Annotated in this window: 15 protein-coding genes; 3 read left to right on the top strand and 12 right to left on the bottom strand. The window is 60.8% G+C overall.

The genetic code is table 11. From position 1 onward, the window contains the following. Positions 1-5: 5 nt before the first annotated feature. The 12 genes from AB4090_RS09235 to def all read right to left on the bottom strand — a co-directional run bounded on the left by AB4090_RS09235 (position 6) and on the right by def (position 12,001). A complete protein-coding gene (locus AB4090_RS09235) occupies positions 6-863 on the bottom strand; it encodes a ParB/RepB/Spo0J family partition protein (RefSeq protein WP_369573577.1) in 858 nt (285 codons plus the stop codon). Continuing rightward, the gene (locus AB4090_RS09230; protein ID WP_369573639.1) at positions 860-1,618 is read right to left on the bottom strand and encodes a ParA family protein; all 759 of its coding nucleotides are present in this window, start codon (positions 1,616-1,618) and stop codon (positions 860-862) included. The genes AB4090_RS09235 and AB4090_RS09230 overlap by 4 nt, the downstream gene beginning before the upstream one ends. A gap of 53 nt (positions 1,619-1,671) precedes the next feature. Continuing rightward, positions 1,672-2,352, bottom strand: a complete 681-nt coding sequence (gene rsmG, locus AB4090_RS09225; RefSeq protein ID WP_369573576.1) for a 16S rRNA (guanine(527)-N(7))-methyltransferase RsmG — start codon at positions 2,350-2,352, stop codon at positions 1,672-1,674. Next, positions 2,353-4,227 (bottom strand): tRNA uridine-5-carboxymethylaminomethyl(34) synthesis enzyme MnmG, encoded by a 1,875-nt coding sequence (gene mnmG, locus AB4090_RS09220; RefSeq protein WP_369573575.1) that lies wholly within the window; start codon positions 4,225-4,227, stop codon positions 2,353-2,355. Between the two features lie 143 nt (positions 4,228-4,370). Next, the gene (locus AB4090_RS09215; RefSeq protein WP_369573638.1) at positions 4,371-4,784 is read right to left on the bottom strand and encodes a type II toxin-antitoxin system VapC family toxin; all 414 of its coding nucleotides are present in this window, start codon (positions 4,782-4,784) and stop codon (positions 4,371-4,373) included. Then, positions 4,784-5,005: a type II toxin-antitoxin system Phd/YefM family antitoxin gene (locus AB4090_RS09210; RefSeq protein WP_369573574.1), complete on the bottom strand. Its 222-nt coding sequence runs from the start codon at positions 5,003-5,005 to the stop codon at positions 4,784-4,786. Before AB4090_RS09210 ends, AB4090_RS09215 begins: the two co-directional genes overlap by 1 nt. A gap of 165 nt (positions 5,006-5,170) precedes the next feature. Continuing rightward, positions 5,171-5,692: a molybdenum cofactor biosynthesis protein B gene (gene moaB, locus AB4090_RS09205; RefSeq protein WP_369573573.1), complete on the bottom strand. Its 522-nt coding sequence runs from the start codon at positions 5,690-5,692 to the stop codon at positions 5,171-5,173. Then, positions 5,692-7,086, bottom strand: coding sequence for a sigma-54-dependent transcriptional regulator (locus tag AB4090_RS09200; protein ID WP_369573572.1), 1,395 nt, complete (start codon positions 7,084-7,086; stop codon positions 5,692-5,694). The genes moaB and AB4090_RS09200 overlap by 1 nt, the downstream gene beginning before the upstream one ends. Continuing rightward, positions 7,086-9,314 carry an ATP-binding protein gene (locus AB4090_RS09195; RefSeq protein WP_369573571.1) on the bottom strand — a complete coding sequence of 743 codons (2,229 nt, stop codon included), beginning with the start codon at positions 9,312-9,314 and terminating at the stop codon, positions 7,086-7,088. The genes AB4090_RS09200 and AB4090_RS09195 overlap by 1 nt, the downstream gene beginning before the upstream one ends. Further along, positions 9,311-10,573: a 16S rRNA (cytosine(967)-C(5))-methyltransferase RsmB gene (gene rsmB / locus AB4090_RS09190; protein ID WP_369573570.1), complete on the bottom strand. Its 1,263-nt coding sequence runs from the start codon at positions 10,571-10,573 to the stop codon at positions 9,311-9,313. Before rsmB ends, AB4090_RS09195 begins: the two co-directional genes overlap by 4 nt. Next, the gene (fmt, locus tag AB4090_RS09185) at positions 10,570-11,505 is read right to left on the bottom strand and encodes a methionyl-tRNA formyltransferase (protein WP_369573569.1); all 936 of its coding nucleotides are present in this window, start codon (positions 11,503-11,505) and stop codon (positions 10,570-10,572) included. Before fmt ends, rsmB begins: the two co-directional genes overlap by 4 nt. Beyond that, positions 11,498-12,001: a peptide deformylase gene (gene def / locus AB4090_RS09180; RefSeq protein WP_369573568.1), complete on the bottom strand. Its 504-nt coding sequence runs from the start codon at positions 11,999-12,001 to the stop codon at positions 11,498-11,500. Before def ends, fmt begins: the two co-directional genes overlap by 8 nt. Positions 12,002-12,076: 75 nt before the next feature. Between def and AB4090_RS09175 the strand changes: the two genes are divergently transcribed. Genes AB4090_RS09175 through AB4090_RS09165 form a run of 3 tightly spaced genes read left to right on the top strand, consistent with a single transcriptional unit; the run spans position 12,077 to position 14,646 of the window. Continuing rightward, the gene (locus tag AB4090_RS09175) at positions 12,077-13,129 is read left to right on the top strand and encodes a LysM peptidoglycan-binding domain-containing protein (RefSeq protein ID WP_369573567.1); all 1,053 of its coding nucleotides are present in this window, start codon (positions 12,077-12,079) and stop codon (positions 13,127-13,129) included. Further along, complete coding sequence (gene dprA / locus AB4090_RS09170; RefSeq protein WP_369573566.1) at positions 13,126-14,196, top strand: DNA-processing protein DprA; 1,071 nt, start codon at positions 13,126-13,128, stop codon at positions 14,194-14,196. Before AB4090_RS09175 ends, dprA begins: the two co-directional genes overlap by 4 nt. Before the next feature lie 9 nt (positions 14,197-14,205). Continuing rightward, the gene (locus AB4090_RS09165; RefSeq protein WP_369573565.1) at positions 14,206-14,646 is read left to right on the top strand and encodes a DUF494 domain-containing protein; all 441 of its coding nucleotides are present in this window, start codon (positions 14,206-14,208) and stop codon (positions 14,644-14,646) included. Position 14,647 lies beyond the last annotated feature (1 nt).

The following is a 14,647-nucleotide window of genomic DNA, read 5'->3' as shown; positions in this document are numbered from 1 at the left end:
CGAGGTCAAGAGAGGGACTCTGGGTCTTCGGTCAAGCCCAAACGCTGCCAGAGCACGGCAGCCTCGCCCGCATTGCGCCAACGAATGCGCAACTCTCCCGCTTCGCCGCGCAAGGAAATACGGGCTGGCAAGCCGAGCTCTTTTTCCAGCTGTTCCTGAAAGGCAGTAAGGTTGGGGTCTATTTCTGCAAGTTTGTGGTCTTCTCGCTCTTGCCGGCGTTGCACCAAGCGCTCGGCCTGGCGCACGTTCAGGTCGCCAGCAATGATCTCCGCCGCCACCTGGCGCTGTGCTGCTGCTGGCAAAGGTAACAACGCCCGCGCATGGCCAGCGGTGAGGGCACCAGAGGCCAGCTGGGGCGCTAAAGACGCGTCGAGGCGCAACAGACGCAGTTGATTACTGACAGCGGCCCGCGACCGCCCCAGAGCCTGGGCAAGCTCCTCATGGCTGAGCTGGAACTCTGCCAACAAGCGCTGCAGCGCCGTTGCTTCTTCTAAAGGATCAAGATCCTGGCGTTGGATGTTCTCGATGATACCGATCACCAGGGCCTGCTGTTTCGAAGCCTCGCGGATCAGAGCAGGGATTTCGCGCAAGCCAGCCAGTTGCGCTGCCCGCCAGCGTCGCTCTCCCGCCAGCAACTCATACGTCCCGCCCATCTCGGCACGCACGAGAATCGGTTGCAACACGCCTTCCGCGCGGATAGATTCGGCCAATTCGGCGAGAGACGCCTCGTCAAAATGCTTGCGCGCCTGCTGTGCGCCGGGATGCACCAGATCGAGGGGTAGGTTACGCAAGGTGCTGGTCTCGCGGTTGCCGGCAAACAAGGCATCGAGACCGCGCCCCAAAGCGGCGGGTTTTTTACTCATGGACGTTGCTCACGTTGCAAAAACTCTTGTGCCAATAGGCGATAGGCCTCGGCGCCCGCGCACTGCGGGTCGTAGTCGATGGCCGGGCGGCCAAAACTGGGTGCCTCGGCGAGGCGCACGTTTCGCGGAACGATGACATTGTATAAGCGCTCGGGAAAATGTCGCTCCAACTCCCCGCTGACCTCGGCCGTGAGGCGGTTGCGCGCATCAAACATGGTGCGCAAGAGCCCATCAACTTCCAGACCTGGATGCAACTGTGCCCGCACTCGCCGCAGGGTATCGAGGAGTTGGGTTAGTCCTTCGAGAGCGAAATACTCACACTGCATGGGGATCAATACCCGATGGGCGGCGACCAAGGCATTCAGGGTGAGCAAACCCAGGGAAGGCGGACAGTCAATAAACACATAGTCCCAGTCCTGCACTCCTTGCAAGGCATTGCGCAGGCGCAGCTCACGCGCCTCCTGACCGGCTAGCTCCAATTCCAAAGCTGCCAGATCCGGGCTTGCGGCAACCAAGGCCAGTTCGCCATAGCTTTGCAGTGTCGCCGGCAGATCCACTTCACCCATCAGCAGATGATAGACATTGGGCCAGCGCCCCTTCTCCGCACCAAGACCGGTACTGGCATTGCCTTGGGGATCGAGATCAACGAGAAGCACGCGTTTGCCCAACGCCACCAAGGCCGCAGCCAGATTTACTGCCGTGGTGGTCTTCCCAACGCCACCCTTTTGGTTGGCTATGGCCACAACCCGCATTATCTACCTCTCTCTATACTTTCCGCTCCAAGGATACCGATTGCGGCGGGACCCGACTAGTGACTAGGCAAGCCCACGTTGCCGAGCTCAGCGAAGAGGACAAAGCGCGGCGGTTGTCCAGGAACCGACAATGGCAGGGCAACGAAGCGCTCTGCCCAAGCAGGAGGCAGCTTAGTCAGCTCTTCCGCCCACGCGGGACCTTTTGCCAACAACAGCGCAATTCCCGGTTGAAGGCAGCCGTGCACGATGCGTAAAAATTCAGCCAACTCGGCGGTGGCGCGACTGGTCAGTACCATCTGCTCAACGTATGGCAGCTCCTCCGCACGCTGTGCCAGCACCTGCACTTGCTCTGCCAAACCCAGCAGGGCGAGAACATGGCGCAGAAACGCCACCCGTTTGCCGGCCGGCTCGACGAGCACGAAACGCTGCTGCGGTCGGGCAATCGCCAGGGGGATGCCCGGCAGGCCCGCGCCACTGCCGATGTCATACACCGGACGATCCACCGGCAAGAAACTTAGCAAAGCGAGGCTGTCGAGCAGATGACGATTAATGGCCGCAACGGGATCACGCACCGCACTCAGGTTATGCGTCTGATTCCAACGCATCAACTCTGTCAGATAGAGCAACAACCGTTCACGAGCGCGCGTGTCGATTTGCCCGTCCAGCTCCATGGCACGCAGGCCCTCATCGAGCTGCATACGCAGGACGTGTTGGTCAATCTCGGGGCTGCGAGGCACCTAACTTGCCGCCGCCCAATGCTGGCGTTTCACGTGAATCAAGAGCAATGACACCGCCGCCGGCGTTACGCCCGGGATACGGCTTGCCTCGCCCACCGTACCCGGTTGCTGCTTTTGTAGGCGCTGCCGCACTTCCGTAGACAAGCCGGTAATCGCGCCATAGTCGAGCTCAACCGGAATCTCCATCGACTCCCAGCGCTGGTTACGCTCCACTTCCTCTTCTTGCCGCTGCACATAGCCGGCATATTTGCAGTCGATTTCCAATACGGTGGCCAGGGCAGCAGGTAGCGGGTCGCTGATGGCGCAATCTGCGAGAAGCTCGGCGTAGCCCAACTCTGGCCTGCGCAATAGCTCCCATAGGCTGTGGTCACGGCGCAAGGGCTGGGCCAGGCGCTCGGCCATCCGTTGCGCCGCCTCCGAATCCTCACGGATGCGGGTCGCTTCCAGCCGTTGCCGTTCTGCCTGCAAGGCGCCCTGCTTTTCCGTAAACCGTTGCCAGCGTTCGTCATCAACCAGGCGCAAGTCTCGTCCTACCGGCGTCAGGCGCTGGTCAGCATTGTCTTCGCGCAGACGCAGGCGGTATTCGGCACGGCTGGTGAACATGCGATAAGGTTCGTCGAGGCCGCGGGTAACCAGATCATCAACCATTACCCCCAGATAGGCCGCGTGCCGCGCCGGACACCAGCCAGTCTCATCAAGCACCCAACGGGCGGCATTGATGCCCGCGAGGAGTCCCTGCGCAGCCGCCTCTTCATAGCCGGTGGTGCCATTGATCTGACCGGCACAGAAAAGGCCAGGCAAAAGCTGGCTCTGCAACTGGGGGGTCAGGGCACGGGGATCGAGATAGTCATATTCGATGGCATAACCGGGGCGCAGTAAAACGGCATTTTCGAGGCCACGCATACTGCGCACCAGGGCCTCTTGCACCGCGAAGGGGAGACTGGTGGAGATGCCATTGGGATAGACCTCGTGGGTGCGCAGACCCTCGGGCTCCAGAAAGATTTGGTGCGCCGCCTTGTCGGCAAAGCGCACGATCTTGTCCTCAATCGACGGACAATAGCGCGGCCCCTTGGACTGGATATGCCCACCGTACATGGCCGAGTGCTGCAGGTTATCGGCAATGATGCGATGGGTCTCGGCATTGGTGTAGGTGATGTGGCAAGGCCGTTGCTCTACCCGAATAGCGTCGGTGAGGAAAGAGAAAGGCGGCGCCGGGTCATCGCCGGGCTGTTCTTCGAGCAGCGAATAGTCGATGCTGCGCCCGTCAATGCGCGGTGGGGTGCCGGTCTTCAGGCGGGCAACCGGAAACTCGAGGGCGCGCAGGCGTTCTGCCAGGGCATTGGCGGGGGCGTCACCAGCACGACCAGCGGGATAGCTCTGGTCACCAATATGGATGCGCCCGGCGAGGAAGGTACCCGTAGTGAGAACCACAGCGCGGGCACGAAACTCCTGTCCGTTTTCCAGTCGCACCCCGGCGATGACACCACCCTCGACTAGCAGGTCGCCGACACTGCCCTGGAAGATCTGCAGCAGCGGCAACTCTTCCAACAGTTCACGCACAGCGAGTTTGTACAGGCTGCGATCAGCCTGCGCCCGTGTGGCACGCACCGCTGGACCCTTGCGCGCATTGAGAATGCGAAACTGGATGCCGGCGCGGTCGATGGCACGGCCCATGAGCCCACCCAGGGCGTCGATTTCCTTGACCAGGTGCCCCTTGCCAATGCCACCAATGGCCGGATTACAAGACATCTGCCCGATAGTGTCGATGTTTTGCGTGAGCAGCAGGCAGCGGCTACCGCTACGTGCCACCGCGGCAGCGGCTTCGATACCGGCATGACCAGCGCCTACTACAATGACGGAAAAGGTGTTTTTCATAGGCGGATTATCCACCGCCGGTGCACGGGGGACAAGTAAAAATCGGTTTTACAAATTCAGGCGTGTACGATGTTGTTCAAGATAGGCCTGATGCCGTTCCTTCATCCAACGCAGTTTCAAACCCGCGCGGATACCCTGACACTTCATACGACCACGACGTTCAACCCCAGTGCCTGTGCTGCCAGACACTGGCGCTGGTCGGCAGAGAGAAATCTATCGGCGTTAGCGGCCAGTGCGGCACCCACGTGGATGGCGTCCATACCCCGCAGGGGGTACTGTTCCAAGGCGTGCACGGCGCGCTGAATGACCGGGGGCGCCATTTCGCAGATCAGAGCATCGGAGATGTCTGCCAGTAGCGCCTGCTTGATGCCGTGATACTGCTCAACGCTGAGGCGTACCTCCCGCTGCAAACGACAGAGGGCAGAGATGATCTCCGGCACAGTTATGACCGACAGAAGCATTTCGTTCGCCCTTTGGCACCATTCCAGCACCGTGTCTGTACCGGCCTCCTGGATGTAGCGTTTTGCAAAAGCGGAAGAATCGAAATATACCCGCATCAATCACCGCGCTCATCGAGAATGAGTTGACTGATTTCTGCCCCACCGATAAAAATGGGGCGTGCGGGATGTTGTTTCCAGGAGGGCTGTATTGGAGGAATGGGGTGGATTTCGGCGATGGCTTTACCGTTGCGCAGAACCCGTACAGTCTGCCCATTTTCGACCAAATCGAACCAGTCCTTGGCGTGGTTACGCAATTCAGTAAAGGTGGTTTCGTGCATGTTTGAGTCCTCGATAAAATCTGTACATCAAAATGTACGCTACAAGGAGTCGGGTAGCAAGACATAGACGCCGATGACGTCGACGGGCAGACAAGGATTCACTTCACACTGTCCGACGTCGCGGGTCGCTTCGCGCGCGCCCATGATTTCCTGGCGCGCTGCAGATCAGCTCTCCCCACGAATCCTTGGCAGGAGCTCATGGAGATTGCAGGGGCGATGACGAATGTCGAGCTGCGCTAGGATGATTTGACTGACGCCGGTGCGTACGGCGCCGGTAGAGCCGGGCAACAGGAAAAATATCGTCCCTGAGCAAATGGCCGCCTCGGCACGCGACTGGATGGTGCTGGTGCCGATCTCCTGATAGGAGAGATAGCGAAACAGCTCGCCAAACCCTGGGATGGGCTTGCTGACCAGGGGTGCCATGGCCTCGGGACACACATCGCGGCCGGTGAGCCCGGTGCCACCGGTACTGACCACCACATCAACCTGCGGGTCGTCAATCCACGCCTGCATCTGCGCGCGCAAGGCCTGCAAATCATCGGCGACGATGGCGCGCGCGACGATGTGGTGCCCCGCCTCGCGCAACAGCTCTGCAGCAGCATCGCCAGACTTGTCGGTGGCTGCTGTACGCGTGTCGGAGGCCGTCAAAATCGCAATGCCCAAGGGCTGGAACGCTTTCTCTTCCATCAGTCCTCCAATTCGTCTTCCGGGTGCCGTTCGCCGCGCAGGCCAATGCCCAGGTTTTTCAGTTTGCGATAGAGATGCGTGCGCTCCAGGCCGGCAACTTCCGCCGTGCGCGCGATATTCCAATCATTACGCGCCAGATGGTACTCAAGGAAGGCACGTTCGAAACGCTCGCGTGCACGCTTCAGGGTGCCGCCAAAATCCTCGGGTGAGGCATTACCGAGGGGCATCAGGCGCTGATCCAGGCCCAAAGCACCCTCCACCTCTTCGGCGCTAACCTCCGGCCCCTCGCTCAAAATTAACAGGCGCTGCACCAAATTCTCCAACTCTCGCACATTCCCAGGCCAAGGATAATGGCGCAAAACCTCCATCGCCTCGGGCAGAAACTGCCGCCGGCTGAGACCATCGCGCCGACGATACAGCCCCATAAACTCTTCGACCAGTTCGGGGATGTCCATGCTGCGCTGGGCCAAGGTCGGCACCTGTAAGGGCAGGGCCTGCAAACGGTAGAACAGATCCTGGCGGAAATTTCCTTCGGCCACCGCCTTCTGCAGGTCACGTCCGCTGCCAGCAATGACGCGCACGTCCAGCGCCACGGGACTCGTGCCCCCGATCCGTAGAATGCGCCGTTCCTGTAGCGCAGAGATCAGGCGCGACTGGCTCTCGAGATTCATATCCGCAATTTCATCGATAAAGAGCGTGCCGCCATGGGCCAATTCCAGGCGTCCGCGCTGCACTCGCCCATCCTGCTCAGCACCGAAGAGCTCAACGGTAACGTTCGGCTGGGCGATAGCTGCAGCGCGCAGGTCGATGAAGGGACCCGAGGCACGACGGCTTTGCCCGTGCAGGTAACGCGCGGCAACTTCCTTGCCACTTCCCGACTCTCCCAGGAGCAGGACCCAGGAGTCCACTGCCGCCACCCGTTTCAGCTGCTCACGGAACTGTTTGATGGCCGGACTCTGCCCCGTAGGTCGCTCGATTACGCCGCTCTGTTCGCGCAATTCCCGATTCTCGCGCTGCAAGCGAAAGGCCTCGAGGGCATGACCCACGCTAAGCAGGGTCTTGTCGAGAGACAGGGGCTTCTCGATAAAGTCGTACGCACCCAGTTTGGTCGCCTGTACCGCCGTCTCGATGGTGCCATGTCCAGACATCATCACCACTGGTTGCTCGAGACCGTTACTGGCTAGGCGCTGGAGAAATTGCAGTCCATCTTCACCGGGCATCCAAATGTCGAGGAGAAGGAGGTCGAAGATCCCATCACGCAGACGTGCCTCCGCCTCGGCGGCGCTCGCTGCCTGGGTAACACGGTACCCTTCATCTTCGAGGATGTCAGCCACCGTGCTGCGGATGTCTGGCTCGTCATCTACCACCAGAATACTCAGTCGTCTCGTTTCCATCATCCGTCCTCTGCCACCCTCACTGGGAGGGGAAAATGCATGCAAACTCGGGCACCCGTTGTCGCCCCCCGACTACCCGCCTCAATCTGGCCGCCATGTTCCTCGACGATGCGGCGCACAATGGCCAGCCCCAAACCCGAACCCTTGGGCTTGCTCGTCACGTAAGGCTCAAAGACGCGTGCCAAGAGCTCCGCTGGGAAGCCTGGACCGTCGTCCTCTACGGTCCATTCTAGCATGGGTGGACTCTGCTCGAGAGTCGCGCGCGTGTGGATCCAGATGTGCTTATTGCTGGTGCTGTTTTCGGAATCCGCAGCAATCGCATCAATGGCGTTGCGCAGCAGATTGTTGAGAATCTGCCGCAGACGATGGGCGTCGGCGCGCAGGAGCGGGAGATCCGGCGCCAAATTGCAGCGGATTTCGACCCCGGCACCCTGGCCACGGTAGAGTTCGACGACATCCGCAATCAAGGCATTCAGGTCGATGGGGCGTAGTTCGAGCTTCGGCGCACGGGCATATTCAGAGAAGGCATCTACCAGCACCTTCAGCGCATCGACCTGCTGGATGATGGTGTGCGTCGCTCGATCCAGGGTCTCTCCCTCCCCGCCGAGTTTGTCGAGATACTTGCGTCGCAGCCGCTCCGCCGAGAGTTGGATCGGCGTGAGGGGGTTTTTGATCTCGTGGGCGAGACGCCGCGCCACCTCACCCCAGGCGGCACTGCGCTGGGCGGCCACCAAAGGACTAATGTCGTCAAAGACGAGGACAAAACCTTCGGCCCCTCCCAACTCCGCAAAACGCGCGCCGTGCAAGAGCAAGGTCTGGGCACCCTCACTACGTTCGATTTGCAGCTCACGTTGCATGTCATTGCGCGGTTGCTGAATCCAGTCTTGTGCCTGCGCCCAAAACTCCTCCAACTGTGGCTCTTTTTCTGGCTCTGGTAACTCTTCTTCCCCCGCTAGACGCAGGATTTGCCGCGCCGCGGCATTGATCTCCGAAATGGTTCCGTCGTTGGCATAGATCAGGATGCCGCTGGAGATCTGTGCGAGGATGGTCTCCAAATAATACCGCCGCTGTTCCGCCTCCTCTTGCGCCCTGGCTGCCTGTTGTTTGGCGCGCGCGAGCTGACGTGTCATGTTGTTGAAGGAATGCACCAAGACGCCCAGTTCATCGTTGCTGGGAATGATTTGCAGCGGAATGAACTCACCGCGTGCAACGGCTTGCGTACCGGCGGCGAGGCGGGCGACCGGAGCCGTCAAGCGCCGGGCCAGGAGAAGAGCGATCCACAGAGCGCTGAGGGCGGTCAGCAGCAAGGCAACTGCCAGAGTCATCTGAAAGGCCGTCTTCATTGGCCCACGCATCAAGGTAAGCTGGCGATAGCGATGATCGGCATTCTGCACTGCCGCTGCCGCGCGACTGAATTGCTCCGGCACGACTTGCTCAACATAGAGCAGGCGATTGCCATGCCCAAACTGCGGATTCATCACCGGGATGAGTACCCGTACCAACATCTGCCCATCGTCGCTGGCCATCTTTACCACCGGATGATTCGCATGCACGTTGAGCAGGAGATCGCGCGGTAGGCGCGGTACCAACTCGAGGTTGTCGCTGCTGGTGGCGATGATGCGATTGCTGCTGGAAAACAGGGTGACGCTGCTCAGGCGAAATTGGTCGCGCATCTGAATCACCGTGAGCACGGCGGCGCTGTTCGGGGCGCCGGTGAGGGATTGGGCGATGGTCTCTGCCGACAACAGGGTACTACTGCGGTAGCGATCTACCCCGGCCTTGGCCACATCTACCGCTTGCTCCAGCGCGATCTCCACCGCTGAACTCAGCCACGAGTCGATGCCTTGATTGAGATAGCGCCAGGAAAAGGCAAACACCACCGCCGCCGGGGTCAGGCTCAGAATGGTAATGATCACCACCAAGCGCGTGGCCAGCTGGCTACCCACCTCACCGCGCCGCAGGCGCAGCAACAGACGCGCCACCGCGAACATCACCAACACCAGCAGCAACAGAACGATAGCCGCTGAGGCTAGCAACATGGGAACAAAAAACGGACTGAGAGGCCCCGCAGCACTGACGAAAAAGGTAAACGCGAGGAAACCCAGCACCAAGAGAATCAGCAGGATCGCCCACCAACGGAGGAACCCGCTCGCCACCTCCTCACTTTCGTTTTGGCGCAGGGCGTGCAACCAGCGGCGGCGCGGAGACGGATGTTGGCGTTCGCTCATAACGTGGCGTCTGCCTTGCGTAACAGTGCGTAGAAGAAACCATCCATGTCCCTATGACCTGGCAAACGCTGCCCACAGCGCGGGTCTTCCACTCGTTCTGCATCGTGCTGCTCCGCGAGAAAATTCTGCACCTGGATCTCGTTCTCTTGCGGTAGAATAGAGCAGGTACAATAGAGCAGGCGCCCCCCCGGCCGCAGCCGCGCCCAAAGCCCGCGCAGCAAACGTGCCTGTTCCGCGCAGAGACTGACAAGGTCTGGCTCGCGATAGAGGATGTCCGGATGACGCCGGATGATCCCCGTGGCGCTACAAGGGGCATCGAGCAGGATGGCGTCAAAGGGATGGCCATCCCCATAGGTATCTGGCAACGCTGCATCCGCCACCTGTGACTCTGTCATCAAACCCTGGCGTTGCAGGGCCTCCTCCAGGCGGCGCAAGCGTGGCGCTGAGCGATCCAGTGCCAGCAGATGCTCGGCGCCCAGGGCGAGTAGGTGGGCGGCCTTGCCGCCCGGCGCAGCGCAGGCATCAAGAACCCATTCACCCGGCAGGGGCGCGAGGATCTCCGCCGCCAGTTGTGCCGCGCCATCCTGCACCGCGACCCAACCTTCTTCCCAACCCGGCAACTCCCGCACCGGCAGACTCTGCGGCAGGATCAAGGCATCGGGTAGTTCGACACAACTCTGGCTGGCAAGCCCTTGGTCCTGCAGGCGTTGCTGATAGGCGTCGCGACTGATCTTTTGCCGATTGACCCGCAGCCAGAGGGGGGCGGGCCGGAGATTGGCAGCAACGATCTCCGACCAATTGCCGGGATAGGTCTCTTGCAAGTGCTGCAACAGCCATACGGGATGCTCGGGCTGCTCGTCCTTGGCGTCGAGCTCCGCACGCTCACGCAGATAACGGCGCAGCACAGCGTTGATCAGGCCCTTCGCCCAGGTCTTGCCGAGCAGTTGGCTGGCACTTACCCAGTCGTTGACGATGGCAAAGTCTGGGCGCTGCCCGTGGCGCAACTCATATAACGCAAGTTGCAGTAGCGCGAGCACCTGATCATCCTGTTTGCCGGGGCGTAACAAACTTTGCAAGAGACTTTTTAGCGAGCCGCTCTCGCGCAAGGCGCCGCTGAGCAACCACTGCAGACTGGCGCGTTCGGTTCCCTGCAGGCCGGAGCGATCGAGGAGAAAATCCAGGCGCTCTCCCGCCAAGGCTGCCGGGTAGGCCACCAAGGCAGCGCGGCGCAAGCGTGATCCTTGCAATGCCTCGCTCACGCGAAGACCTCGCCCTCTTGCAGACGATAGCCACGCCCAAAGTCGCCGCCAGAAAGCTGTGCCTTACCCGCCGGCTGGACCCGCGTCAGGACCAGGCTGCCGCGTCCACAGGCGACCTCCGGCCCCTCTGGGGTATTCACGATGAGCGTGCCCGGCGTGCCCGCTGCGTTACCGAGCCTTGCTGACCAGACGCGTAAAGGTTGCTCACGAAAACCGGTGTGGGTTACCGGGTAGGGGTTGTAGGCACGCACCAGGCGCGCGAGCGTCGCCGCATCTTTTGACCAGTCGATATGCGCCTCTTCCTTGCGCAATTTTTTCGCATAACTCACCTGTTCATGATCCTGCGGCACGGCTTGCAGTTCGCCGAGCCAGAGACGATCTAGGGCCTCGGCCAAAGCATCGGCACCCAGTTCGGCGAGGCGATCGTGCAGGCTGGCTCCGGTATCGGTATCCAGGATCGGAGTTTTGCGCGTCCACAGTACCGGGCCAGAATCCAGTCCTGCCTCCATTTGCATGATGCAGATGCCCGTTTCGCTGTCACCCGCGGCCAGGGCGCGGACAATTGGCGCCGCGCCACGCCAGGCCGGCAAGAGACTGGCATGGACGTTGATGGCGCCAAGACGCGGGGTATCCAGAATCGCCTGCGGCAGGATCTGGCCAAAGGCAACCACAATGAGCAGATCGGGAGCCACATTGCGCAACCAGTCGAGGGTCTCGGGGGCGCGACTCGACTCTGGCTGCAGAATGGGCAAGCCTGCCTGCAAGGCCAGGGCTTTGACCGGGCTGGCCTGCAGCTTGCGCCCACGCCCGGCGGGGCGATCCGGTTGCGTCACTACTCCGACGATTTCCTCGTGACGCGCTAGCAGCCGGGCGAGCACCCGCTCGGCAAAGTCCGGGGTGCCGGCAAAAACGATGCGTCGGCCCTCAGCCATGCTGTCGAACCCGCTTGTCGGCTTTGCGGCGGATCACGCTCTGCTTGAGGCGGGAGAGGTGATCGACAAAGAGCACGCCATTGAGGTGGTCGATCTCATGCTGCAGACATACCGCCAGCAGGCCGTCGGCCTCTAGCTCTAGGGTCTTGCCGGCAACGTCCTGAGCGCGCACGGTAACCCGCTCGGCGCGGCGCACCGTTTCCAGCACCCCAGGTACGGAAAGGCAGCCCTCTTTCATCTCCTCCTCACCGATTTTGTCGATGATCTCGGGGTTGATCAGGGTAAGCAGTTCATTTCGCCCATCGGAAACATCGACGACAATAAGCCGCTGCCCCGCCGCAACTTGTGGGGCCGCCAAGCCAATACCCGGGGCATCGTACATGGTCTCGGCCATATCATCCGCCAACTGCCGGATTTCCCGATCGATCCGCGCCACCGGCTGGGCCATGCCTTTGAGGCGGGTGTCGGGATATTCGACGATCTTCAAAAGCGCCATAGCATCACCGTTCTCGCAAAAATTCGTATCTTGGACTAATACTATGGGGCGCGGAAGTCCTGAGGAGAAGAGATCATGCGGAAACGTGTTGCACCCCTAGTTATTGCCTGCGCCCTGTTGGGCCCTCTCGCCCCTGCTGTGGCGTTCGCCCAGCCAGCGACAAGTACCCAAGAGCTAGGCAGTTATGTTGTGCAACCGGGCGATACCTTGTGGGGTATTGCCGCACATTTTCTCAAAAACCCCTGGGAGTGGCAGAAGATCTGGCGCGCCAATCCGCAGATCCGCAATCCCAATTTGATCTATCCTGGTGATCGCATCGTTTTATATCGCATGCCCAACGGCGAGCCTGCCGCCGAGGTCATTCCCTTGCAGCCCAAGCTGCAGGTAACCGCCATTCCCAGCTATCATACCGGCATCATCATGCCCTTTTTGCACAGCCCGGCGATCATTGCCAGCAAAAAGGACTATGAGAAGCTGCCCTACCTCGCCGCTGCGCTGCACGAGCGTCCCGCTTACACCGCCGGGGACAAGCTCTTTGTCAGCGGCATCGGCAAAGCGACCGTAGGAACTCGCTACAGCATCGTGCGTATGGGTGCGGTCCTGCATCGCCTGGCCGATCCCAAGCCCTTAGGCTACAGCATGGTCAATTTGGGCACTGCGGAGTTGCGGCGCACTGGTAGCGAGGCGGAAATTCGCATTGTCTCGGCGCGGCGGGAGATCGATCTTGGCGATCGCCTGGTGCCCATTACCTCGAGTCCAACCCCGCATTATTTCCCGAGCGCCCCGAAGAAGGCGGTGGCCGCACAAATCGTCGCCAAAATGAATAACGCCGCGGAGCTGACGGTGGGTCAGGTGGTCGTGCTGGATCAGGGTGCCAATGCGGAACTGGAACCCGGCAACGTGCTGGAGATCGCAGAATCGGCGCGCATGGGCAAAAATGCCGTCACCGGCAAGGACTTCCCTCTGCCCCCGGAGAAGATTGGCAACCTAATGATTTTCCGTGTCTTTCCTGAAGTTTCCTACGCAGTTATCACCTCTGCCAAGCGTGGGATTCCGCTCGGCGCCAATATCTATTACCCTACCTCCGGTCCAGCAAAGCTGCGCAAAGAGGCTCAACTCACCCCTTGATAGACATTGCTTGGCTTGCCCTGCTGCGTTGTCCGGGGCTAGGTCCGCGGCGGCAGCGCATCCTAATGGAGAAGTGTGGAACGGCAGCAGCCTGCTTCGCGACTCGACATCCAGAACTGCCGGCGGCGAGCCAGGAATGGTTGCGCCGGGATCCTGCGGATTGTCTCACGGATGCCGATCGTCAGTGGCTGGAGAACCCGGAACAGGACATCTGTACCTGGTTGGATGACGACTATCCTCCACTGCTGCGCGAAATTGACGATCCGCCTATGGCCTTGTTTTTGCGCGGCCAGCGGGCACGTCTACGCGACCCCCTCTTTGCCATCGTTGGTAGCCGCAACCCCACGCCTGTTGGCAGCGCTACGGCGCGTGCCTTTGCCGAAGAGCTGGGCAACAGTGGTCTGGTAATTGTCAGCGGCCTAGCCATTGGCATCGATGCCGCCGCTCATCAGGGGGCGCTAGGTAGCGGGACCGTGGCGGTTCTGGGTACGGGTACTGACCTAGTCTACCCGCGCGAAAATCTCGACCTCGCGCGCTCAATCCTGACTACCGGCCTCATCCTTAGCGAACAAGTGCCGGGCACGCGCATTCATCGCGGGCTCTTTCCCCGCCGCAATCGCCTGATCAGCGGTCTGAGTCTCGGGACCCTGGTGGTTGAGGCCGCGGAGAACAGTGGCTCGCTGATCACCGCACGGCTGGCCATGGAGCAGGGACGCGAGGTCTTTGCCATCCCCGGCTCCATCCACAGCCCGCTGGCCCGCGGACCGCATCGTCTCATTCGCGACGGTGCAAAACTGGTGGAGACGGCGCAGGATATCCTTGAAGAACTGGGACCACTCTTCGCTGCCACGCAGCAGATGGTGCGGGCGCAGCGCGAACCCGAGGATGCTCAGGAACGACAGGTATGGGCCGCCCTGGGGCAGGAGACCTTGAGCAGCGAGGAGATCGCCAGCCGTTGCGGATTGACGCTACAGGCGCTTTCGTCCATCCTCTTGCACATGGAAATCCAAGGATATATCGCCTCCTGCCCTGGGGGGCGCTTCTGCCGCCTTCCCGATGCCAAATAGGGGTCTACCATGGAAGACGTCATCGACATCATCAGCTACCTGCTCGATCACCTCGACGATGAGGACGAAAACAGCGAGATCGAGGAACAGTTGCTGGCCGCGGGTTACCCGGAAGAGGGAATCCAGCGCGCGCTCGACTGGATGGACGGCTTTGAAGAGGAATACAGCCCAGAAAATAGCCGCGCTGCGGTACGCAGCTACCAACCCTGGGAAAGTCTGCAGCTATCCATGGCGGCCCGCGGGCAGCTCGCCGAATGGGAACATCTCGGCGTCATCAACAGTAGTATCCGGGAACGCATCATCGACCGCCTACTTGCCCTGGAGTTAGAGGAGACAGATCTAGAGACCCTCGACTGGGTCGCATTTCTGGTGATGGTCAACGAGGACGGCCCCGAGGGCTACTGGATGGACCAGCTCCTCAGCCCCGACGGCACACGCATTCTTCACTAAC

Origin of the sequence: Acidithiobacillus sp. IBUN Pt1247-S3, from assembly GCF_041146875.1 — a bacterium.
Lineage (GTDB): Bacteria > Pseudomonadota > Gammaproteobacteria > Acidithiobacillales > Acidithiobacillaceae > Igneacidithiobacillus.
The sequence above is the reverse complement of the archived record's forward strand: the minus strand, read 5'-3'. Positions and strand labels throughout refer to the sequence as shown.

Bases quoted from the DNA above. Each gene is read 5' to 3' on its own strand.
- AB4090_RS09235 (WP_369573577.1), bottom strand. From the start codon at position 863: ATGAGTAAAAAACCCGCCGCTTTGGGGCGCGGTCTCGATGCCTTGTTT.
- mnmG (WP_369573575.1), bottom strand. From the start codon at position 4,227: ATGAAAAACACCTTTTCCGTCATTGTAGTAGGCGCTGGTCATGCCGGT.
- AB4090_RS09215 (WP_369573638.1), bottom strand. From the start codon at position 4,784: ATGCGGGTATATTTCGATTCTTCCGCTTTTGCAAAACGCTACATCCAG.
- AB4090_RS09210 (WP_369573574.1), bottom strand. From the start codon at position 5,005: ATGCACGAAACCACCTTTACTGAATTGCGTAACCACGCCAAGGACTGG.
- moaB (WP_369573573.1), bottom strand. From the start codon at position 5,692: ATGGAAGAGAAAGCGTTCCAGCCCTTGGGCATTGCGATTTTGACGGCC.
- AB4090_RS09200 (WP_369573572.1), bottom strand. From the start codon at position 7,086: ATGGAAACGAGACGACTGAGTATTCTGGTGGTAGATGACGAGCCAGAC.
- AB4090_RS09195 (WP_369573571.1), bottom strand. From the start codon at position 9,314: ATGAGCGAACGCCAACATCCGTCTCCGCGCCGCCGCTGGTTGCACGCC.
- fmt (WP_369573569.1), bottom strand. From the start codon at position 11,505: ATGGCTGAGGGCCGACGCATCGTTTTTGCCGGCACCCCGGACTTTGCC.
- def (WP_369573568.1), bottom strand. From the start codon at position 12,001: ATGGCGCTTTTGAAGATCGTCGAATATCCCGACACCCGCCTCAAAGGC.
- AB4090_RS09175 (WP_369573567.1), top strand. From the start codon at position 12,077: ATGCGGAAACGTGTTGCACCCCTAGTTATTGCCTGCGCCCTGTTGGGC.
- AB4090_RS09165 (WP_369573565.1), top strand. From the start codon at position 14,206: ATGGAAGACGTCATCGACATCATCAGCTACCTGCTCGATCACCTCGAC.